This window comes from Aliikangiella coralliicola (assembly GCF_007004725.1).
Taxonomy (GTDB): Bacteria; Pseudomonadota; Gammaproteobacteria; order Enterobacterales; family Kangiellaceae; genus Aliikangiella; species Aliikangiella coralliicola.
Map to the genome: position 1 here is coordinate 344,136 of NZ_ML660160.1, position 20,522 is coordinate 364,657.

The following is a 20,522-nucleotide window of genomic DNA, read 5'->3' on the forward strand; positions in this document are numbered from 1 at the left end:
AAGGAACTAACATGGAGCCAGTAACTGAAAATACATCAAGTTTAGATCCAGAAATTAAATCGTTAATCCGAATGGGAAAAGGCACACTAGTTGCCTTCGCAGTTGTAGTAGTGGGATTGGTTTTCGCATATTTGATTAATCTTGGAACTCTTCAAGCATCATCGAAAGTTGGTGATTGGGGAGCTACTGGAGATTTTTTTGGAGGGTTCTTAAACCCTCTTGTCGCATTTGTTGCTGTTGTATGGTTAATTATATCTGTCAGTATGACCAAGCACGAAATGGCATTGGCTCGTAAAGAAATGGAGTTAGCACGCGGGGAAATGAAAACATCAAATGATGGATTGCAGCAAACTATTCAACATAATGAACATGTAATGCAAATCGAGAGCTTAAGATATTTCATCAAAATGGCTGATGAATATTTGCATGCGAACTTACGGTCAGATTTTGTGTTGGTAAGGCAGGGAGAGCCAAGCGCAAGAAACGTCGGGGAACACATAATGAATTGGGGTAAAGCAAAAGCGTCGACATTCTCCATTACTAAATATCTATCTGACGCCGATTTGGCTCGAGCGTTTAGAGTCCATGAACAGATGAAGTTAATCGGTTGGGCTTTAGTAGAGATGGGGCGTCTAGAAAGATACGCGAAAGATTCATATCCTGTAAGGTTTTATGTTATTAAATATCATAATGTATTCTGGGGATTAAATCAGTTGGAGGAAATGCCCTCTCAGGTTAAGGGATTGTTTGGAGAACCACCATCGTAAAATAATTTATCCACAGGCAGTTTAAAAAATATTTGCATTCTGTTAACAAGATGTTAAGATTAGGCCCATAAAAAAACTATGTTGAAAGCTGCGCCCTCACGGGACGCGGCTTTTTTTATGGATAAAATATGAAAACTACATTTTTATTGCTGTTACTCACATTTTCGATTTCCGCGTACTCTCACAAAGTTGAAAGTATTCATACAGACATATACATGGATAATAATAAATTGATGGTCACAGGCAAGTGGCATCTTGTATCTGGTCCAGGGTCCACTATTGTATATGCTGACGAACACGCCTTTAGGTTAAGTTGTGACATGGAAACTAAAGTCTGCACTGAAGCGATTGCAAACATATATAAACCTTCGGATGGAACAGGATTTGTAGGAATTAAACTGTTTCCTTTTTCTCGAACATTCGAGATTGTTCAGAACGATGATAAGGCTATAAAAGCCGTGCAAAAAGGTAGGGCTACGGTCACTACGTTTAAAGTTGATAATGTTGAAGAAACAGTTTGTATGCAAGAAAAGCAAATAATTAAAGACAAAGATGGAACTATTCCCGAAGATTCTCTTTGGTGCTTGAAAATTCCCGAGAAGCATACAGCAGTAAAAGCCAAACCAAAAGCGTCAAATTAGACGCTTTTTTTATACCCGAAATTCTTTTTCTCCCTTAAATAAAAAGCAATAACACTAGCGTCGTACGGTATATCCGTAGGTTTCGGCGCGTCTTTTATTTGGAAAAAACGATGCCTAAAAATTCATTAGAAACAGAAGTAGCGCTTTTGAAGAAAGACGTTGAGCAACAACAAGAAAAGATTAAGGAACTTATCCAGGTTGTAAAAGTAAAACTAAAAGACACTCTATCCACAAAAATTAAAAAACTAATTTCAAGAAAGAAAAGATAAAAAGTTCTGTAGAGCTAGCTTGAATATATGCTGATTTTTGGTCTTGATATGGTCCTTTTGACTGAATAAGTTAGGGGGGAGAAGAAATAAAACGGCAAAAAGCCTTTCAATGTTGAAATTAGGTCAGTAGGGAAGCTAATAATTGAATTAGTTAGCGATTGAATTATAAAGTTTTTGGGCAGCAGAAATTCCACGGAGATATCTTAGTTTTAATTCCGTGGCTCGTTTCCTGATTTTATTAATGGAGCCAACCACTCGATAAAACTGCTTGCCATAACTTTCAATTTGTTTGAGCCAATGGTTTTGTTGCAGGTTGAGTCGGTCGAGTACCGGAGCAACATGGGGTGGGATAGCCGCCTTGTCAGGATGGATAATTGATTTACCAGCCCATTCAACCAGCTCGGTATATTCTCTCAAGGTGATACTGAGTTTTCTTTCTCTAATATGGCCAGCTATGGTTTCAAGCGGAGAATCCAGTTTTGATTGGTTAGTTTGTGATTGGATATCATCAAGGCGTTGTTTGATTGAGGTGTGGTGGGACTCTTCTAGTTTTTCGGTGATTCTGGCTCTGACGGGATTTAAATCGACATAGGCCATACATGATAAGACTGCCGCTTCATCCAGCAATGCTTGAGAGTAAAACCTTCCCTCCCAGAATCGGCCGGTACAAAACTCTTCCTGATTGGCAAGTTTAGCCAGTGGTTCGTTCAGCCTTCGCATAAACCAGGATAAGTCACCGAGCCTTGTTCGGTATTCTTTAAGTTTTTCAGGATTATCCATGATAGCGAGTTTCTTCATTTCTCGAAGATGAGCATTCTCAGGCAAATCCAGACGGCTTGGATAGACTTTAAGCCACCGCTCAGCCACTTCTTCATCGGACCACTGTTGCGGAGCTAACGGGTCAAGGTAAAGCACAATATGGTAATGATTATCCATAATGGCATAGGCATAGATTTCGACCGAAAAGATTTCACATAATACGAACATTCTTTTTTCCAGCCAGGCTTTCCTGTGATCGAAATTTCTGCCTGTTTCTTTATCAAAACCACAGAGAAAGGCGCGTCTAACACATCGATTGGTACAGTGATAAAAGCCCGGCGTTTCTTTATCTACCAGGTTCCGTCTGGCGACTGCCATAAAATATCTTCCTTGACTGAGTTGAAAGTTCATTGTGGAAGTAAAACAAAGATATCTCAATCGAGAAAAGCCGATAAGGCTATCATCTAAGAACTTTTAAACTTGTAAGATATTGACTATAAGTTGAGTGTCTGACTACTTTTTGCATCATCCAAAGAAAAGAAGGTTTAATCCAGGTCATGCGTTCCATCTTAAAAGGAGGTGATAGAAAGGTGCCGTGCTCTAAAGCAGTATTAGCAATCGCATCATTGTATGCTTGGTATACTCGAATAGTTTTATCGTTGTAGACTGCGCGAACTTGTCTTACAGGAATATCCATTAATTAAACCTAAGTTGAGCTCGGTAGGTTGGGTTCGTTTTTTCGAGCCCAACAACTTAACTCAATATTAAACGAAAAACTAAACGACACCCACACAAAATTATTCAAATAGGATTTGGCCTCTTAATACTTCTTAAAAGCCCTTCAGGCAGTTTTTTCCAAAGCAAACAGATTTCGCTAAAGTCACTTGGCATCAAGTTAAACAAGTGGTAGAAAATCTCAACAATCGACCAAGAAAAACGCGAGGTTACTTAACACCTAACCAAATATTCAACAACGAATTTGTGCACTTATTGGTTGAATTCGGGTTTGATAAAAAATTTTTTATTAACAAGATTAACTTTGTAACTCACTGTTATTAAAAGGCTTAAAATTAAATTAATAAGCCTATTAAAATATATAATTTCACAAGCTTCCGCGGTACATCTAACATTGCTTTGGTCATTAAGAAAAGACACAAGCCGTTGTTTTATTACCTTAAAACAACTTTTATCAATTTAGCGCATAACAGGGACTTTATGTAGTCATTGGTTGCGCAATAAAGGACTTTAATGATGAAACCGTTAATTTCGTTGAAACAAAAAATGCTGCTTTCAATTGCGGCGAGTATTTTTACTATGACAGTTAGTGGAGCTGAATATTTATACGACTTACCTTTTAAAGGAGAAGATTTTGCGGATAATGAAAAGCTAACAACTAAAAAGCATGACCATGGTTCTGAGTCTCAGAGCCTTGGTTCTGATATTTCAGCCATGCGATATGATTTTGACAATAGACGTTGGACGAAGCTTATTAAAGATGCAGATGTGACTAATAATATAATAATTAATGAGCATACTGTTGGTTATGGAAAGCCGATTTATGCAATGCGCGATGGAACTGTTGTTGGATGCTGGAGAAATGCACCAGAAAACCCGCGGTCTTTTATTAATGGAGAAGATGAAGAAGCTAGAATGTGGGTGCATCCTAGAATTCGAGATATACCGAATCGTACTATACCGAAGTCAGGAAATTATCTTTTGGTTGATCATGATGATGGTACTCGGGTACGTTATTCGCATATGATCCCTGGTACTATTCCCTGGGAGCTTTGTCCAAGAAATACTGCGACTTATGATGAGCTTGGACTTGATAGTATTCCTGGAAATGACCATCCAACTCTTACGGGGATTTCTTCTAACATACCTGGTTTTTTAATGATAAAGAAGGGACAGAGAATTGGCTTGTTAGGGAATAGTGGAAATTCACGTGGGCCACATTTACACATCCATATAGTCGATGGAGAAAATGCTGAGCCAATTAAGTTTAAACGAGGGATTGCATCAGTAATAAAAGATGATGATCCTTATGGGAACTGGAAAAGTTTTGCTGATGATGTTATTCCAACGGATATGTCTCAAGGATCAATATTACTATGGGCTCCACGTACGTTGAAATCACAACATGTACGACATGGCTTTAATTCTGCAGGTTACAGCGCCTATTTTAAGCATCTGGTTGATTCTGGTTTCAAGCCTGTCTGGCTCGATGGCTTTACTGCTGCCAATACCACTCGATTAAATATGATCTGGAAACCTTCTAACGTAAAGTGGCGTAGCTATAGTCGATTGACTTCGAATGATTATCAATTGAAAACTGATCAGGCAAAAGAAAAAGGCTATATTCCTGTCCATGTTGACTCTTACAATACGGCCGGAGGAGTTCGATATGCAGTGATATTTGAAAAAAAACCGCTTGGAGCTCTCGCTGGACATGATTTAACTCCTGCAGAACATCTTGATCTAATTGATGAAGCTAAATTGAAAGGAATGAGCCCTGTTAGTGTTTCTGTGGTTTCTGTTGGGGGGCAAAGACGTTATACCGTGCTTTATCATAAGAAAGATATTGGCGCATGGAGAATTCGCTCTACTATGACATCTATTGCCTATAATCTTACTTATGCTAGCGAAAAAGCTGCGGGTAAGTTTCCAGTTTATTTAAATGCTTATCGACATGATGGCGAAAATAACTACACGGCAATTTTTGCTTCTAAACCTACTTCCAATTCGGTTAGAGCTAAACATGGATTAACCGCTGCAGACTTTCAAATATTTTATAATGAGTATGACGGGCTTGATTACTCAACAAGTTTGATAACGGGGATTGACGGTCATCCAACAACAAATTATGCAGGCGTATGGCGTAAATGATTTGGTGACAATAAACTGATTGCTGAAGAAGGTAGTGTGTCGCTACCTTTTTAGTTGCTAGCTTAGTTCTTTAACCTGTAGAACGATTTTTCTCTTTCAGTCTGTAATATTTTTCATCGATTTATTAACGTTGAAGTATTAATCTATTTTCTAGCTCGGGATTTTATAAATCACGTTGAACAAACAGTACCAGATTATATTGTTTGGGGAAACGCTCGAACAATAATCGGAGCTTTCACAATACCTGTATGTCTAATAAATGAATCAATGGGTGGCCCCATTGAATTCACTATTGAGAATTTGTACTATTCATAGTTCTAGAAGAAAGATTAAAGTCCGATTCAAATTCTACCTCAGCTCTGGCCATTCTTATAGAGAACATAGGTTTTTATTGAGTTGATTTCATGGTCTTCCTATATATTTTTAGCTTCGAAGTAAGAGAAATAAGCAAATGAAATTGAACACAGATCGCCTTAACGCATTCTATCAAGTGGGCATCGAAAAAAATTTTGGTAAGGCAGCAGATGTTCTATGTATTACTCAGTCAGCATTGTCGCAGAGAGTACTTAAGCTAGAGCAAGAGTTAGGGACCAACTTATTGATTCGCAGCACAGACGGGATCGCATTAACAGAATCTGGAAAGTACTTGTTTGACTATGTTAAAGATCTAGAGATTCGTGAAAAGGAAGCGTTGAATCATGTTACTGGTCAAAGTGCAATGGCCAACGGTATTATTCGCGTGGGAGCTTTTAGCTCTGTCATGCGCTCTGTTGTAATGCCGGCTCTTATTCCGCTAATTAACTCTGCTCATCAATTAAAGGCTGAGTTTCTGTCTAGAGAACTAAGAGAATTGCCTTCTCTTTTGATATCTGGCGAAGTGGATTTCATTCTTACCTATGAGAAAACAAGAGAACCTGGCGAAGAGTCTGTGTTTGTCGGAAATGAAACTATGGTACATATCCGCAACAGATCTCCTAAGTTTAGGACGCTAACACCATGTTTTTTAGATCATGACGTTCATGACATGACAACTTATGATTTCTTTGAGCAACAAGGGATGGGTGATCTTGAGTTTGATAGAAGTTTTTATGACGATGTTTATGGATTGATTGATGGGGTCAGAATGGGGTTCGGGGAAGCCATTGTATCAAAACACATGGTTAAGGAAGACGACGAAATTGAAATAGTTCAACATGAACAAACAGTTCAATCTCCCATCATTCTTAGCTACATAAAAAACCGCTATATTTCTAACCTTCAACGGGAGGTGATTACGCATTTGTTGGAAAATATGCCTAAGTACCTTTAAAAGTATTCATTTCTATTGTTTGATAAAAAATTTTTTATTAACAAGATTAACTTTGTAACTCACTGTTATTAAAAGGCTTAAAGTTAAATTAATAAGCCTATTACAATAGATAATTTCACAAGTTACCGCAGTACATCTAACATTTCCTCCAGCTTATTAACTGTATTTCCATCGCGATGCTCAGTTAACGAAAACAGAGAATAACAAACTAATACCAGACACCCCGATTTAAATTCTAGAAAACGAAACTCAAACAAAAGAAACAAAAAAATTACAGACAGTCTATCCACAATAGATGTTACTAACAACAGACACTCTGGTTTTATCGTATAGCCGCTCCGACAGCTTGGGATAAGCTTGTAGGGGCGGCCTTAATCTACTCAAAGGTATTCAGTCGAATTATTATAATATCTCTTCAACCCAAACGTTTCTCAAAACAATCGTGTTATCAGGTTTTGTGTTCTTGTTAGGTCGGTATATAGCTATTCTTATATAAGCCACATCAGGATGGCTAACATTAAATTTAGATTCGTCAGAGGTGACAAACTGAAAGTTGTTAGTCAGCTCTGTTCCCCAGACGACTCCCGGAATGTCTTTAGTCTCAATAATCTGGTTTTGACTGTTAAATGCCAAGTATCTTACGCCAATGTTGCTATCTTCGTTTTCTAGTTCTCTTGCTTCAACATAAACCTTATAAGTTTTATTGGGACTCAATGAAATTCCGTAGTTAATTTTATAGTAGGATGAAAAGGAAGTTTCATCAGTGACATCTTCTAACCAGGCATCATGGATTGTAAGCTCTCCCGTTTTATTTTGATGATAGAAATATACTCGCGCCGTATCAGCTTCCGAAGAAGTTATTGTAAAGTCATCACTGACAATGTTGGTGATATCAGAGCCGACAAGTGTTTCACTGATTCCGATATCTGAAGTGGCTGTTTGGATACCATTTTGATAGCCAAATATTCTCGCTTGGAAAGATGCACCATCTTTACCTGTTACTGCAGCATGAAGTCGGTAACGTCTATCTAGTTCAAACTCTCGCTCCTGAAATAAACCGTCAATTACGTAACTTCCGGTTCCTTTTATAGGTGCTGCGGGAAAAACAATACGCTTGTTAAGATATCTATTATCTAGATCGCCAGATAGGGTGCCGTTAATTTTATATGTGCTGGCTATACCTGACAATTTTCTTATATTGTTAAGATCAGCCAGAGTGCCCTTAAACAACATAATTCCAGCACCTGGTTCAATAGTCAGTGTGTCACCAGAACTATATTGCTCACCGGTAGCGATATTATATATTGAGCTTACACTGGTGCTAAATTGGATAGTCGAGCTTTCATCTATTGGTGGAAAGCTTTCTTCGCTCAATTCTCCCTGACTATTGAAGCTATATCGACCGTCGTCAATACTACTGGCTTGGGTGTCAGTGGAGATCTTCTTGTTGACTACAACGTATAGCTTTCCATTGGGAACACCTTCAATATTCAATGAATGGGAAACAATCATGTTGTCGTTGCCCGCCAATATCGAATTATCGGTTGCTGGGTTTTCTGTTCTGTTGATTATCCAACCAAACTTTTGTAACTCACGAATCGTTTCGGCGTATTCAAATAACGTGCGATGACCACGATGATCAGGCCCTACCATATTCGATATTTTCAAATTGCTGGTCGCATCTTGATCAAGTACGTCGGCACTCCAGGCCATGATTCCGTGACTGCCATTTGCAATACTTAACCAAACTTGAGCCCGAATGGCATATTTGGGAGCGTAATAGTTAAACCCGGGTAAGCTAATATCGAGTTCTCCGTCGTCATTAAATATTATTTGGGAATTTCCGGAAATTACAGATAGAAAAGTTTGTGGTTCAAGCTTATTTTTCCGAAATGCGATGATACCTTTATTTTCATTATTGTTGAGATCGGGGTTATCGAATAAATTTAATGCTTTGTTAGGATTAAACAAATAAGTTTCATCTCTCGCCATAAAATAGCGATCACTGCCCGTCAATATAGGGACATTGGTTTCGTATCCGGTGTAGTTGTCTTTAATAAACTGAGCTGTTTGAGTTTTGTTATGAAGTAGGAACAGTGGAACGTCATTAGTTCCACCTTCCTGTACGACGTTATAAATAATTTTTTCATAATAGTTCATCAGAAAACACATTTCATCCACTCGGACTCTGGTTTCTATTGTTCCATCCGCAAGAGTAACCGTGTAGTTGGTCAAGCATGGTTGTTCGATACTTATTGGATTATGGTGTGGTTCTTCGTTGACGCTATAGGCTAAAATGTTGGTATTATTCGACTGAAACTCTTTAATTTTACGTCCCGCATAATATGCGCCATTAACACACCTTTGAGAGCACCAGCCTTCTAGAGTCGGCCCCGCGTCATTTCTATTAACAAATGAATCGCCAATTTGCCAGATTACTTTTAAATTGTACTTTTCTGCTAATGCCAAAAATGTTGTAGTGTCGTCTCTGTCCTTCATTCGGATGTCATCAGTATGAATCAGGTTGACGCCCAGTTGTGACAACCATCGAAAATGTGCCTCTAAACTGGTTTTATCCCAACCTTGGCCATCTCTCGGATCATTTCGAGTATAAGTGGGTCGGTACATGTAAACCCCGGCGAGAAAGACTTCTCCATTACGGTCAGGTGCATCAATTCGAAACCTACTTTTGTCTAAAGGGGCGGCAACTACTTTTCCCAATATTGTTATACTCACTAGAAATAAAATATATACAGTGATGCTTCTTAAATTTACCATTTTTTAGTAATCATTCCTTTTATTTATAAATAAAATTTCGACCCAGATTATAAAATGGATCTAGTGCTAATGTGAACGAGTAAAACAAGAAATTGCAGCCGACTGCATAAAGCGGCGGCTGACTTCGGGGTAGAACTTTTGCTTATGGATGGTGCCGCATAACAATCTGCATAGCAGCAGGCCACATTTATTTATGCGACACAATGCCCCTTGACAGCTATCTTCTTAAATAAATGCGGTGATGCAACGGCGCTTGACGGATACTCACCAATACGATTTTGAAACTCTGGATTGGTAAAAGCATTGCGGAAACTTTCAACACTCTCCCAAACTGCATAGTTAATATAAGTAGAACTACCGCCTATACCTTTATGCATTTGTGTTGAAATATAACCTGGTTGCTCTTTCATAAAATCCGCATCATGAGACCATGCAGAAATAAGAGCATCTTCGTCTGCTGGATCAATTGTAAATACATTAATGAGAACGACAGAACCATCCTCGTTGGATTGTATCTGATCTGCAATTCCTACAGCATCGTTAAGTTCTTTAAAAGCAACCATTCTATTTCTCCTTTATCTTTTGATTTGGCGTTTTAACAGCTTATTGGAAATCTTTTTCTCTCAATTTTTCTATTTTGGGGAAGTCTTAAGTTTCTTTCGTCGCAATTTGCCCGTCATTACTAAGCCGTCTCGCATGTTCATGCTCATCAATGTCAGATTGATGGCTCCTGCCAATAACTCGACAACTTGGACTGTATAAAATCTTGTATCATACAGCCCAGAAGAAGCCCATTGATTCAGAAATATCGCACAAGGCAACAACACAAGTAAGCCGTTCGCAGCGATGAAAGGCATTCGCTTTAACTTGCTATCAATTAAGCGACCTTTCCTGGTTTTCGCACGGGCAAAACCAGTGCCACCTGTTATCGCTAATGCAGGAATAAGAATAAACAAACCTGGCATCACAATTAAACTTTTTACAGTCGCAATGGCTTCGTGCGATCCGAACAACTCAACGAAAACAGTCATAGTAAAAAAAGAAGCAATGCATAAAGTTGCTACAATCGATGCGACAGGATGTATTTTATTCTTCACTGTTTTATTCGCTTTGTATAAAATGACAACATGTTGACACTATATACATTAATTACAGATTTGACAACATGTTGTCGTAAATTAAAAGGGGCTGATAATGAAACACACAACTAATGGAAGCTTAATGACCGATATCATTCTGGAAACATTTAAGCTAAATGGCTTGCTGGTTTTAGAAGGCGACCTGTTAATTAATGACTTAGGACTAACAAGTGCCCGTTGGAAGGTACTTGGCGCATTGTCAAATGGACCTGGGCCAATGACAGTGTCAGATATTGCTCGAATGATGGGCCAATCAAGACAAGCAGTACAAAGACTATCAAATGAAATGATTCAGGCTGGTTTACTGGAAACTCAACCAAACCCAAAGCACCAACGTGCTAAATTAATGAAGCTTACAGGCAAGGGAAAGCGAGCCTATGAGCAAGCAATGCAAAAGCAGATACCGTGGGTTAATTCAATAGCGGAGAATTTTAAGGAAAAAGAATTAAAGTTAGTTTCTTCTCTATTAGAAAAACTGATTAGTCAATTAGATTCCTGATGCATTGAGTGTTCAAAAAACTAACGGACACTCTACCCACAAAAATGAGAAAACTAATTTCAAGAAAGAAAAGATAAAAAAATTCAGCTGCAACTAAACAGACACCCCGGTTTAGATCTTTTAAAAATCAAGGAGTTAAATAATATCGGCTAAAAGCTAACGACTAATAGTTAACACATTTACTCTAACATCACGATATCGTGATCAATGGCGATAAACTGGCTTAGTAGCAGTTGCTCATCTTTTAACCCTGTTGCTTTCCAGGCCGTTGCTTTCAGGCGCATCATCGGCTTAGTCAGTTGTCCGTCTAAGTTATATTGGTTGAGCATCAAGCTATTTTTATCAACGCTATAGATGGACCGGTCAGCAATAAATATTGTTCTGCTATTCAGGTCAGAAAGTTGTTTAGTTTCGGTTTTGTCAACGTCAACAGAGCGAGTAAAGACCTCTCCATTGGTGTTGCGAAAGATGATTTTGTTTTGCAAAACCCAGGCTGATTCTACTTGATTGACGCCATAACGAGTCAGCTTGTTTTGCTCCAGATTCAAGTGATACAACCCCCCAGGCTGGGGGTCACTTAGCGAAACTAAAAGTTGATTTTCTTTATACCAGGACAGAACGGAATAGATTGGTTTATGGGTGTTTAAATACTCTACCTTCCCATTTAAATCTGTAATAACTATTTTATCGCCGGAAGCCCACGACAATCGAGTTCCATCCGGCGACCACCTGTAGCTTTGGATAGTATTTTGAGTCGTTTCAAAACTCAATTGAGAAGCCTTACCATTGTGCCAAATCCACAGTTGATCATCGCCACTGCGATCAGAAATAAACGCCACCTTATCTCCGTTTGGTTGGTAGAGTGCTAGACGTTCCTGAGCTGAAGATCGCGCAAAACTCGAAAAGGGTAACGTGATGCTATTTAAGTCTGATTCAGCCTGGTTTAAATCTGATTCGGCCTGGCCTAGTTCTGATTGATCTTGTGCGAAGTTCTTTTCTCCGAGCGATGGCTTTTCTCCCAGGCTAAGCTGGGCAATATCGATATCTTTTTTACCTTGTACTGCCAACAAAGTTTGCTTTGTAGGATGTTTAACCACAGATATCAAATTGGTTGTCGGTGTTTGCACCCATTGTAATTGCCCGCTTAATGACATTTTATAGAGTCTGTTATTACTAACAGCGAGTAAATAATTTCCTTCTGGTTCAAAATTGCCGGCGAATAGCTGGTAGCGGCTCATTCCTGGTATGAGCTTGATCGTTTCACGGCTATAAACCTGGCCATTCTCATCTAACAACTCCAGTATGTTGTTAAAGTCATTATCGCGACTGATCACTGCAAAGCGTTTGTTTTTAGGGTCATAATCAAAATGATAAATGTATTGTGTTTCTGAAGTGTATAAAGAGCGAAGCTCTTTGCTGAGGTCGTTGTAATGCATTAATTGATATCGACGGTTTTCAGACTGTAAAAAAGCATATTGATGATTTGATAGTGCTTTTGGCGTTTGTAATTTGTCAGCCTGACATTGATGGCGAAAGTTAGGAATTTGTGGGGATGTTAGCGATAGGGAAAAGTCTAATGTGGCGAGGCTCCAGCACATTTGTTTGTCTATCTTGCTCTGCTGGTTATTATTTAGCTTGTCGCATTGGTTCTTTGCTGCAAATATCAGTTCGCGTCCGTCACCAGTAAAGCTCACTGATCCAAAAAAGCTGGGCTGAGAGGTTAGTTGGGTTTCTTTTCCGCTCGCCAAATGCTTTGCCCATATATGACTTTTACATGAACCCGCATAACGATTAAAAACCAGGTAATCTGCGTTAGGACTGAATACTACGTGAGACTCATGGGCATCAGTTTGAGTTAACGGTTTTATCTGGGTGTATTGGTTTTTTAGAGAATCCTGATTTTGAAGAGAGTCCTGGTTTTTTAGAGAGTCTTGGTTTTGAAGAGTGTTCTGATTTTGAATAGAGCTCTGATTTTGAAGAACGTCACTGTTAGTTAGAACGTCCCGATTGGGTTGAGTATCAGGCCAAAGCACAATTGCTAAAGCTGTCAATACAAAGGCAGTTGATATCAGCAGCAAACCAGGAAATTTATGTTTTCCTGTATTGTTAGCTTTAGTCTCTGCCTCAGATCCTGATTGAGCAACAGGCGGTGATTGCCAGCGTACTTGTGCAAGTAGTCGATAACCAATTCTGGGGTGAGTCGCTATTATCGTCGGAGATTTGGCATCATCTCCCAACTCTTTACGTAATATAGCGATACAACGCTGCAAAGCATTGGGGACCACTTCAGCGCCTTGCCAGACCTGCTCCATGATCTCCTGGTGAGTCACTACTTCGTTTTGTCGCTGGGCTAAGAGGAATAATACCTTTAGAACTTTAGGCTCAACCTGAGTTTGGCGGTCACCTTTTATTAAGACAGAACGAGACACATCAATCTGAAAATCATTAATGTAAAATATCGTTTTTTCTACCATTTGCTCGTTACATAAGTAAACCCAGGCTCGGAAGTGTATGCGCAATTAAATTAACTGTCGAGAATTAAGGAACCTGAGTTTGGGAATAGAATCGCCGTGAAGGCCATGTAATTAGCGACCATCAGCTATTCATCAGCATTTCATAAGCCTGTCTTTGTGGCCATCAGAGCCTGCTTTTTCATTAAATATGCCTTTTCGAATCACGACACCCTATTGGTATTGATGACTGGTATTGATGACCGGTATTGCTGATGGGTATTGATAAAAATCATAGTTAAAGAGTAAATGAAATGCGCAACCAAAATAGCTATTTAAAAAGACTGACGCTGGGGGCACTAATAATGGTGCTAACGAATTTCAATTCAGCGCTGCTGGCAGGCGATAGGGAAAACCGCATTATTAATAAGGCTGTTGAGGCATACGGTGGTGACAGGTTGACTCAATTACAAAGCCTGAGTCTGACGGATAAAATAAATCATTACTCCCAATGGCAAAGTGGTCACTCTTTACAAGGCCCAATGATTACCTACCTGAGTGAATACCGGATCGAATTAACTGTAGACTTGATTAACAAGCGCAAAGTATTTAAACAAGCCACCGCAAGGTTAGTCGGCAGTTCCGGTAGCAACGTACCGACCGTTACGCATCGAGTCTTTACTGGCGGCAAAGGCTATGCAGTCGATCATGCTTTACTGCAATATCAACCCGCAAAAAACATCAATTATGGCAATACAGATATGGGGAATAGCCAACTGCTGGACCCGTTGATCATCAGGCAACTCAGCCAAGACAGAAGCAACAGCGAGTGGACAGATATTGCTTACATTCAAGGTGAAGCCCACGATGTACTCTCCGTGAATTCAGGTACTGATAATGAATATGTCGTTTATCTTAATCAAAAAAATGGTTATTTGACTCGGCTGCTTAGAAAGCGAGGCCCGCAATTTCGCAGTTATGACTTTCTAGAACATCGTCAAACCCAGGGTATCACATGGGCTAAACAGCTTTTGGTGAGTACGGCAAAGAAGCCCATTTATCATACTGACTCCCGCAAAATCCGTTTTAATTCAGCCGAGGACCGCCAGTTCAACCTTCCTTCCGGCTATAAATTGCGACCAAAAACTCAAGCTGTGGATGTGTCACAACTGACTTTTAGGCAGTTAGCGAAGGGCGTTTACTTTGTGGGTCAAGACTGGGCATATACCTTGTTTATTGATGCAGGTGAATACTATATTTCAGCTGGTGCCTGGGGTATGGACAGCAAATCACATATCTGGCAAAAAGGATTGGATCTACTCAGGCAAAAGACAGGAAGTGACAAGCCGGTTGGACAACATATTGTGACTCATCATCATCATGATCATATGATGGGCCTGAGCGATGTATTGAAACAAGGCGTTAACTTAGTCATTCATCCATCGGATATTCCATCGGTTCAGCAACACCTGCCAAAGCCTTTGGCTGATGACCGATTTGTGCCAATTGCAGAGAAAAGCTACCTGGCCGATGGCAAGGTAATGCTTATCGATGTACCCAATAGTCACGCCAACCACAACCTGGCAATTTATCTACCCGAGCATAAACTTTTATTCACCGAGGACATGTTTGGCAGTAGCTTTCAAAAAGCCTTCCATTCTCGAAGCAGTTGGCCGAGTTCTGACACCTACCATAGGCTTGATGTGTTAACGAATAAACTCAATCAACTGGAGTTGGAGGTCGATCAATATGTGTCGTCTCATCATGCAAGGATACTGAATCAAGATGAGATAGATGAGGCATTAAAAATAAGTCGCCCTTCGAAAGAAACGCTGTTAAAACGACTATTTTTTTATTAGCAGAGACAGGCATAGAGAACTTGTTGGTACCGGCTAGACTGAAGACGGTGAAGCTGAAGAAGTGGTTTTTGATGTGGATGGCAACCAAATCAGAATGAGTATTAATCACTACTCTGGTGGAGAGGGTAGAGGTTATTACTTAGCTACGCATGCTAGATCAGTATGACGAGTACAAAAATGAAGTATTGGCTGAACTCGCAGAAACCAATGACAAGACATCCAAGTTTTAATTTATACATTACAGAGAGTATAAATTGGCTAAAAGTGAGGGTGTCTGAATTTAGTTCTAACTTTTAGGTGGGAGCTTCTTGTTTCCGCTGATATCTCTCTTTGTCTTCAAAAATTTGTCCTGCTCATGAGCCTCCGTATACGTCTTTAATAGAGACCCAGTGTTTCACGCATATCATAAGGAGACTCTTAACATCGGCCTAACAGCAGAGACTTAAACAACAAGCCTCTACTGATGGTGCACTCAAATTAAATAAATAGTGTGCGTTTCAACTAACGGCACATGGAACTATAGGTACTTCGATTGACAGTGACCGTCACTTTTTTCATGCTGATGACTATCACGGAATTATTCCAGGTGGCACTCTGAGTCCAGTAATTAAAGGTCACCATATCACCATTGTGGAAAGCGCCACCGACACATTGGCCAGCAAACCCGGCATTAGCACCTCTCTTATCGACAATGGGTGTAGCGATTATTTGCATGACCGCTTCCATCTCTTGAAAAAAACAGGAATCTTTCTCATCGACAATATTTTCACCAACTCTTTTATAAGGTCCCCAATTCCCGTTACGAGAAAAATATTTGCTAAACTCCGCTCTACCGTTTAGGGCACCTCTTGGTGGAGTTAGGCTTCTTTCAAGGTTCAGGTAAGGTTGTCCATTAGAAAAACTATAGTAAATCAACCCACCATCACTGGTACTGAGTTGGGTAAACTGGTTGTCGTTGAAAACCAGTTGTACACCCGCGCTGCCACCGATACCACTACGTCCGAAAGATACCCCAAGACTCAAACTTTTAATATCGGTATCCCCCTCGGAATAAACGGGTATATTACCCGCTTTAATTTGCTCTCGAATATAAATATCAACTTCATTTTTAAGCGCATCCAATGAACTATCCATCAATTCGCTGGCTTCCCCCTGAGTACAATCTGGACCGCTCGAAGCACTACCATCTGAAATAACCATTTTGGCCTTGGGAACAGGTTTGTTTCCGCCATTTTCCGCCTCAAACTCTGCTTCAAAATCCCTTAAGTTTTGTGCCACTTTGGCGCGCCCCTCTTTTACAATGCGAGAGAGTTCTTTCTCTTTCGCGTTTAATGGCTGCCTGACTATCAGAAGCCCGTTAGCACTTTTTGACGCGCGGTATTTGATAACTTCGTTAAGTGCATCATTCGCAAAGTAGTGAATTTCTGGACTGGAAGGCGGCACTACTTCTATCGTGGGTTCACATTGATCCCCTCGCGAGGCGAGCGCTTGCGTTGGGCTAAATTGACAAGAGGTCGGGTCCATCACACGGGTATATTGCGCGATAATGTTTCCCCTTAAAACACTATCACTGGTATTGCGTGCGTACTTCAAATAATTTTTGGCAAAGACGCCACTGGAGAAAAATAGAATGGCAATTATGCCGAATGCTGCTTTGATAAATGTTTTCATTATATATCCTTATTTCAGTTCCATATGTTAAAGTTAGAATCCTCTCAGAAAGAGGGTAAGTAAGATCCCCAAGGGGATCAAATCTTTTCTTGAGTTATTTTGATTTAATCTCCATGACCAATAAAACAACCGTTAAGAAATCTTTATCTTATTTTCTCAGCGTGTTTTCCAATGATTACCTTCTGATCAAAAAACGATGTCGAGAAACATTACTGCACCTTTGGCAATAAGCACGTAACTCTTCGATTTCCATTGTGCTATTAATATAAGTTTGTAGCAGTTTGTCTGAAAACTTTTTTTGTTTTTCTGCATCCTGCCAGACAAGCCAAGTGTTGAGTGTCGAGCTAAGAACTATGCCTGCCATCACACCAATATAAAAGATGCTAGATTTATCTATCCGTTTTAAAAAGCAATTTTGTAAACCGTTTAACATTGACAGTTCCTTTGTGTGATTAAAATTATTTTATCCTTGGTTTAGTTTTTTAAATCAACTAATTGATGCATTCGTTCTCTCAGAAAAACTCATCGAATTTAAAATGGCATTCAGTCTGTCATTTTCATAGTCGTTTAGCCCGCTCAATTTGATATTAATAAGCGACCGTGCGGAGACTACCGGAGGTTGCTTTAACTGAATCAGCTCACGAACTTCCTTTTGACACTGGTTAAGTTTTTTCTCTAACTGCTTAAGTTGTTCAAGACTGGTTAAACTCTCTCGTTTCATATTTACTCCCCATCGTGTTTCTACCTGACATAAAAGAATTTAAAGTCAGGCATTACGTCTTGAAACACATCGGCTAAAAAGTAAAGAAATGGTAAGTGATGAAATCAGGAAAACGAAATAAATTGAGATAAATATCGTGTTTCGTTTTTAATTCGTCTTAGTGAAGTGGGAACAATAACGAATTCGTTTAATATTCTTGCTGTAAAATACTGCTAATAAAGAAAGTGAGGGTGAGAAAATATTTTTGTTGATATCATTATTAACGATATCAATCCCAACTTGAACATCAATTGCCAATTCCCTGTTCGTTTTATTATCCCTTAGTACGAGTTAGTTATTGTTTTTGTTCTGACTCATTATTATTTTTGGCATTGCCTCTTAACGACTCTAACCATTTAAGCCATTCAGGATTACCCGTTTCAGAGTTTGATTGATCACTGTTTCCCGAACAATCAGGATAAGGGCTGCAGTAGTAATAATAATTTGCTGTTTCGTTTGATGATGATTCTGTTTGCTCAGACTCGTTTTTTTCCTCGGCCCATGAAAACGAGATACCTGTCAATGAGATAAAAATTAAAATTAATCGAATGGATTGTTTCACATTGTTGCTCCGTTTTACTGTCTCTTATATATTGTTGGGAACTCATATTATATACAGGGGAACACGGCACGGATATGCTGAATTTGTTGAAAAATCCTGGCATTGAAAAAATCGATAAAAAGAGGGTTTACTATTTTGAGTTTGAAGGATGCCGTTACTATCCCAAAACCGCAAAGCTAGTTGTTGATGGAACGGAAATTTTTCTGAGCAAGTATGAAAGAGAAATTCTTGAGTTATTGATAAGCAGGCAGGGAGAGCATATATCCAGACAAGAGATAATCGATATTCTTTGGAAAGATAGTCCATGCAATCTTAACACGTTTGGAAAACGTATTGACAAGCTGCGTGATTTTGTTGGCGATAGAGGCTTAGATAAAGACTTACAAATGATCCAGTCTAGCGCTCGCAATTACTTGTTTTTTCGGCCCAAAGTTACCCCGCATTATTACGGCCTTGCACCGTCGCAGCGCTCATTGATTAAAGGCGGTGTATTGTCCAGTTTGCTAACCGTTTCGTTAATTATTGGCTTTTCAGGCGCATTTAAATCAGAAACTTTTGAGGCCGTTGAACCCAAGTTACTCACCAGTTGGAAAGCTGGCTCTAAAAGACCAGTAGCATCACCTGACGGTAAAGTCATTGTCTATTCACGTCAGGCTCAAAATAGTTCTACCTGGGATCTGACCGTGACCTTGCGACATTCAAAGACCCATAAAAAGCTTACCAATGAAACCAGAGCATATACCCAAAACACCGAGCCAGGTTTCTCGCCATCGGGTAAACAAATCGCGTGGGTTCGTTCTGACTATAGAACCTTTTGCGAAGTCATTACCATTGATTTTGATACAACTTCGTTAAAAACCAGCGATAAAAAAACAGTCTATCGTTGTAAACCCTCGCAGCTTGTCCGTACGCCTCAATGGCTTTCTGAAACTAGCCTGTTATTATCGTCAAGGCTCGGGGTGGAGCCTTTCCAGGTTGTAAAGCTAAATCTTTGGACAGAAGAAGACACATTTATTACCGAACCCAATGACACTTATTACGGCGATTATAATATTTATTACCACACTGAAAGCCAGCGAATGGCGTATCTTCGCCAATCAACCGGCATAGGCAGCGAGTTAAGAGTTTATGACTTTACCACAAAAACTGATCAGTTAATTAAATCTTATGAGCATCCTTTATACTCTATCGCATGGCTGAATAAGGATCAGCTTGTGGCACAATCAGATGAAAGCTATGAAATTGTTAATATCATCGATGGGAATGTAAAAAGTACACCTGTTGTCTTTCAAGAAGTCGAACAACTTCAATATGTGTTTGCCATTGATGAGCGCACGATTGGTTTTGTCCGCGGCCCAACAATGGACAGGGAAGTAGTACTGCACGACCTGAACAATAATACAACCAATGATATGTTAGTAACCGTGTTTGACGAATATCAAGGCGTGGTTGTCAAAGGAAAAAATAACAGTATTGTTTTTTCACTGGTCGAAAACCTGCAACATCATCTTTACTACAGGGTTGGAGATAGAGTCACCAAAATTGCGGAACTACCAAGGAATGGCCGTGTGTTAGATATGGCTGTTTCTCCTGATGGCGAATTAATTGCTTACCTCTTAAGTAGCACTATATTTATTAAAAATCGGAAAGGAGAAATATTACATAGCCTTTCAGGAGTCACTAAAGGTTTTACATTTAGTTCTGACAGTCGCCACTTAGTAGTGAGTCAAAAAAACGAACAGGGAACCAGCCTTCTTAACTTGTCTGTGTTTGAAGATTTCGAGGCAAAGGAAATTACAAATGGATTTTTACCTAAAGCAGATCAGGACGGAACACTTTATTTTTTACGAAAAATTGATGATCAAGATTGGCTTTTTCGACAGACAGATGCCGGTGTCGAAAAAATTCTACCAGCACCTTTTTCAACGGTTCAATTTCATTCTAATCTGTATGATGTGATTAACCATTCATTGTTTTATATTGAAAATGACAACTTGACTCGGCTTGATTTAAACAGCGATGAAAAAACGGTGATTAAAAAAGTTAAGGGTGATCATTTCTCAATGAATTACGCGCAAGACTTTATGGTGTCAGTCCATACGGTGACAGCACAAAATAATTTGATTGAGTTTAAATTAAAGCATAGCGACGATCCTGAGTAGCGAACCAATAT

General features: G+C 39.4%; 18 protein-coding genes. 8 read left to right on the forward strand and 10 right to left on the reverse strand.

The features are described 5' to 3' along the window. Window positions 1-11 precede the first annotated feature (11 nt). The 3 genes from FLL46_RS01245 to FLL46_RS26885 all read left to right on the forward strand — a co-directional run bounded on the left by FLL46_RS01245 (window position 12) and on the right by FLL46_RS26885 (window position 1,677). A complete protein-coding gene (locus FLL46_RS01245; RefSeq protein ID WP_142891602.1) occupies window positions 12-767 on the forward strand; it encodes a hypothetical protein in 756 nt (251 codons plus the stop codon). Between the two features lie 215 nt (window positions 768-982). Then, the gene (locus FLL46_RS01250) at window positions 983-1,408 is read left to right on the forward strand and encodes a hypothetical protein (RefSeq protein WP_142891603.1); all 426 of its coding nucleotides are present in this window, start codon (window positions 983-985) and stop codon (window positions 1,406-1,408) included. Between the two features lie 110 nt (window positions 1,409-1,518). After that, the gene (locus tag FLL46_RS26885; protein ID WP_168203993.1) at window positions 1,519-1,677 is read left to right on the forward strand and encodes a hypothetical protein; all 159 of its coding nucleotides are present in this window, start codon (window positions 1,519-1,521) and stop codon (window positions 1,675-1,677) included. Between the two features lie 147 nt (window positions 1,678-1,824). Here the strand turns inward: FLL46_RS26885 and FLL46_RS01255 are convergent, their stop codons facing one another. Both FLL46_RS01255 and FLL46_RS01260 read right to left on the reverse strand, forming a co-directional pair. After that, window positions 1,825-2,814: a transposase gene (locus FLL46_RS01255; protein ID WP_142891604.1), complete on the reverse strand. Its 990-nt coding sequence runs from the start codon at window positions 2,812-2,814 to the stop codon at window positions 1,825-1,827. A gap of 82 nt (window positions 2,815-2,896) precedes the next feature. Then, a complete protein-coding gene (locus tag FLL46_RS01260; protein WP_210418562.1) occupies window positions 2,897-3,133 on the reverse strand; it encodes a DUF4291 family protein in 237 nt (78 codons plus the stop codon). A 551-nt stretch (window positions 3,134-3,684) separates the two neighbouring features. Here FLL46_RS01260 and FLL46_RS01265 point away from each other — a divergent pair. Beyond that, complete coding sequence (locus tag FLL46_RS01265; RefSeq protein ID WP_142891605.1) at window positions 3,685-5,322, forward strand: M23 family metallopeptidase; 1,638 nt, start codon at window positions 3,685-3,687, stop codon at window positions 5,320-5,322. Window positions 5,323-5,773: 451 nt separating this feature from the next. Continuing rightward, window positions 5,774-6,631, forward strand: a complete 858-nt coding sequence (locus tag FLL46_RS01270; RefSeq protein WP_142891606.1) for a LysR family transcriptional regulator — start codon at window positions 5,774-5,776, stop codon at window positions 6,629-6,631. A gap of 402 nt (window positions 6,632-7,033) precedes the next feature. Here FLL46_RS01270 and FLL46_RS01275 read toward each other — a convergent pair whose 3' ends face one another. The 3 genes from FLL46_RS01275 to FLL46_RS01285 form a co-directional block, all read right to left on the reverse strand. Beyond that, a complete protein-coding gene (locus FLL46_RS01275; protein ID WP_142891607.1) occupies window positions 7,034-9,409 on the reverse strand; it encodes a hypothetical protein in 2,376 nt (791 codons plus the stop codon). A 191-nt stretch (window positions 9,410-9,600) separates the two neighbouring features. Then, a complete protein-coding gene (locus FLL46_RS01280; protein ID WP_142891608.1) occupies window positions 9,601-9,972 on the reverse strand; it encodes an antibiotic biosynthesis monooxygenase family protein in 372 nt (123 codons plus the stop codon). Between the two features lie 69 nt (window positions 9,973-10,041). Further along, entirely contained in the window at window positions 10,042-10,506 is a 465-nt protein-coding gene (locus FLL46_RS01285; RefSeq protein ID WP_142891609.1) for a hypothetical protein, read from the reverse strand. Between the two features lie 97 nt (window positions 10,507-10,603). Here FLL46_RS01285 and FLL46_RS01290 point away from each other — a divergent pair, with 97 nt between their 5' ends. Next, window positions 10,604-11,047: a MarR family winged helix-turn-helix transcriptional regulator gene (locus FLL46_RS01290; protein ID WP_142891610.1), complete on the forward strand. Its 444-nt coding sequence runs from the start codon at window positions 10,604-10,606 to the stop codon at window positions 11,045-11,047. A gap of 179 nt (window positions 11,048-11,226) precedes the next feature. Here FLL46_RS01290 and FLL46_RS01295 read toward each other — a convergent pair whose 3' ends face one another. Further along, on the reverse strand, window positions 11,227-13,521 hold the full coding sequence (locus FLL46_RS01295; RefSeq protein WP_142891611.1) for a winged helix-turn-helix domain-containing protein: 2,295 nt from the start codon (window positions 13,519-13,521) through the stop codon (window positions 11,227-11,229). A gap of 290 nt (window positions 13,522-13,811) precedes the next feature. Here FLL46_RS01295 and FLL46_RS01300 point away from each other — a divergent pair, with 290 nt between their 5' ends. Beyond that, entirely contained in the window at window positions 13,812-15,356 is a 1,545-nt protein-coding gene (locus tag FLL46_RS01300) for an MBL fold metallo-hydrolase (protein WP_142891612.1), read from the forward strand. Between the two features lie 501 nt (window positions 15,357-15,857). On the opposite strand, the gene FLL46_RS01305 is transcribed toward FLL46_RS01300, so the two are convergent. The 4 genes from FLL46_RS01305 to FLL46_RS01320 all read right to left on the reverse strand — a co-directional run bounded on the left by FLL46_RS01305 (window position 15,858) and on the right by FLL46_RS01320 (window position 18,349). After that, window positions 15,858-17,027, reverse strand: coding sequence for a hypothetical protein (locus tag FLL46_RS01305; protein WP_142891613.1), 1,170 nt, complete (start codon window positions 17,025-17,027; stop codon window positions 15,858-15,860). 175 nt (window positions 17,028-17,202) lie between these two features. Further along, window positions 17,203-17,460 (reverse strand): hypothetical protein, encoded by a 258-nt coding sequence (locus FLL46_RS01310; protein WP_142891614.1) that lies wholly within the window; start codon window positions 17,458-17,460, stop codon window positions 17,203-17,205. A gap of 54 nt (window positions 17,461-17,514) precedes the next feature. Beyond that, complete coding sequence (locus tag FLL46_RS01315) at window positions 17,515-17,748, reverse strand: hypothetical protein (RefSeq protein ID WP_142891615.1); 234 nt, start codon at window positions 17,746-17,748, stop codon at window positions 17,515-17,517. 334 nt (window positions 17,749-18,082) lie between these two features. After that, entirely contained in the window at window positions 18,083-18,349 is a 267-nt protein-coding gene (locus FLL46_RS01320) for a hypothetical protein (RefSeq protein ID WP_142891616.1), read from the reverse strand. 74 nt (window positions 18,350-18,423) lie between these two features. On the opposite strand from FLL46_RS01320, the gene FLL46_RS01325 reads away from it, so the two are divergent. Beyond that, window positions 18,424-20,511 carry a winged helix-turn-helix domain-containing protein gene (locus FLL46_RS01325; protein ID WP_142891617.1) on the forward strand — a complete coding sequence of 696 codons (2,088 nt, stop codon included), beginning with the start codon at window positions 18,424-18,426 and terminating at the stop codon, window positions 20,509-20,511. Window positions 20,512-20,522: the final 11 nt, after the last annotated feature.

Excerpts from the sequence above, each read along its gene's own strand:
- FLL46_RS01245 (WP_142891602.1), top strand. The coding sequence starts at position 12 with ATGGAGCCAGTAACTGAAAATACATCAAGTTTAGATCCAGAAATTAAA.
- FLL46_RS01250 (WP_142891603.1), top strand. The coding sequence starts at position 983 with ATGGATAATAATAAATTGATGGTCACAGGCAAGTGGCATCTTGTATCT.
- FLL46_RS26885 (WP_168203993.1), top strand. The coding sequence starts at position 1,519 with ATGCCTAAAAATTCATTAGAAACAGAAGTAGCGCTTTTGAAGAAAGAC.
- FLL46_RS01255 (WP_142891604.1), bottom strand. The coding sequence starts at position 2,814 with ATGGCAGTCGCCAGACGGAACCTGGTAGATAAAGAAACGCCGGGCTTT.
- FLL46_RS01260 (WP_210418562.1), bottom strand. The coding sequence starts at position 3,133 with ATGGATATTCCTGTAAGACAAGTTCGCGCAGTCTACAACGATAAAACT.
- FLL46_RS01265 (WP_142891605.1), top strand. The coding sequence starts at position 3,685 with ATGATGAAACCGTTAATTTCGTTGAAACAAAAAATGCTGCTTTCAATT.
- FLL46_RS01270 (WP_142891606.1), top strand. The coding sequence starts at position 5,774 with ATGAAATTGAACACAGATCGCCTTAACGCATTCTATCAAGTGGGCATC.
- FLL46_RS01275 (WP_142891607.1), bottom strand. The coding sequence starts at position 9,409 with ATGGTAAATTTAAGAAGCATCACTGTATATATTTTATTTCTAGTGAGT.
- FLL46_RS01280 (WP_142891608.1), bottom strand. The coding sequence starts at position 9,972 with ATGGTTGCTTTTAAAGAACTTAACGATGCTGTAGGAATTGCAGATCAG.
- FLL46_RS01290 (WP_142891610.1), top strand. The coding sequence starts at position 10,604 with ATGAAACACACAACTAATGGAAGCTTAATGACCGATATCATTCTGGAA.
- FLL46_RS01295 (WP_142891611.1), bottom strand. The coding sequence starts at position 13,521 with ATGGTAGAAAAAACGATATTTTACATTAATGATTTTCAGATTGATGTG.
- FLL46_RS01300 (WP_142891612.1), top strand. The coding sequence starts at position 13,812 with ATGCGCAACCAAAATAGCTATTTAAAAAGACTGACGCTGGGGGCACTA.
- FLL46_RS01305 (WP_142891613.1), bottom strand. The coding sequence starts at position 17,027 with ATGAAAACATTTATCAAAGCAGCATTCGGCATAATTGCCATTCTATTT.
- FLL46_RS01310 (WP_142891614.1), bottom strand. The coding sequence starts at position 17,460 with ATGTTAAACGGTTTACAAAATTGCTTTTTAAAACGGATAGATAAATCT.
- FLL46_RS01315 (WP_142891615.1), bottom strand. The coding sequence starts at position 17,748 with ATGAAACGAGAGAGTTTAACCAGTCTTGAACAACTTAAGCAGTTAGAG.
- FLL46_RS01325 (WP_142891617.1), top strand. The coding sequence starts at position 18,424 with ATGCTGAATTTGTTGAAAAATCCTGGCATTGAAAAAATCGATAAAAAG.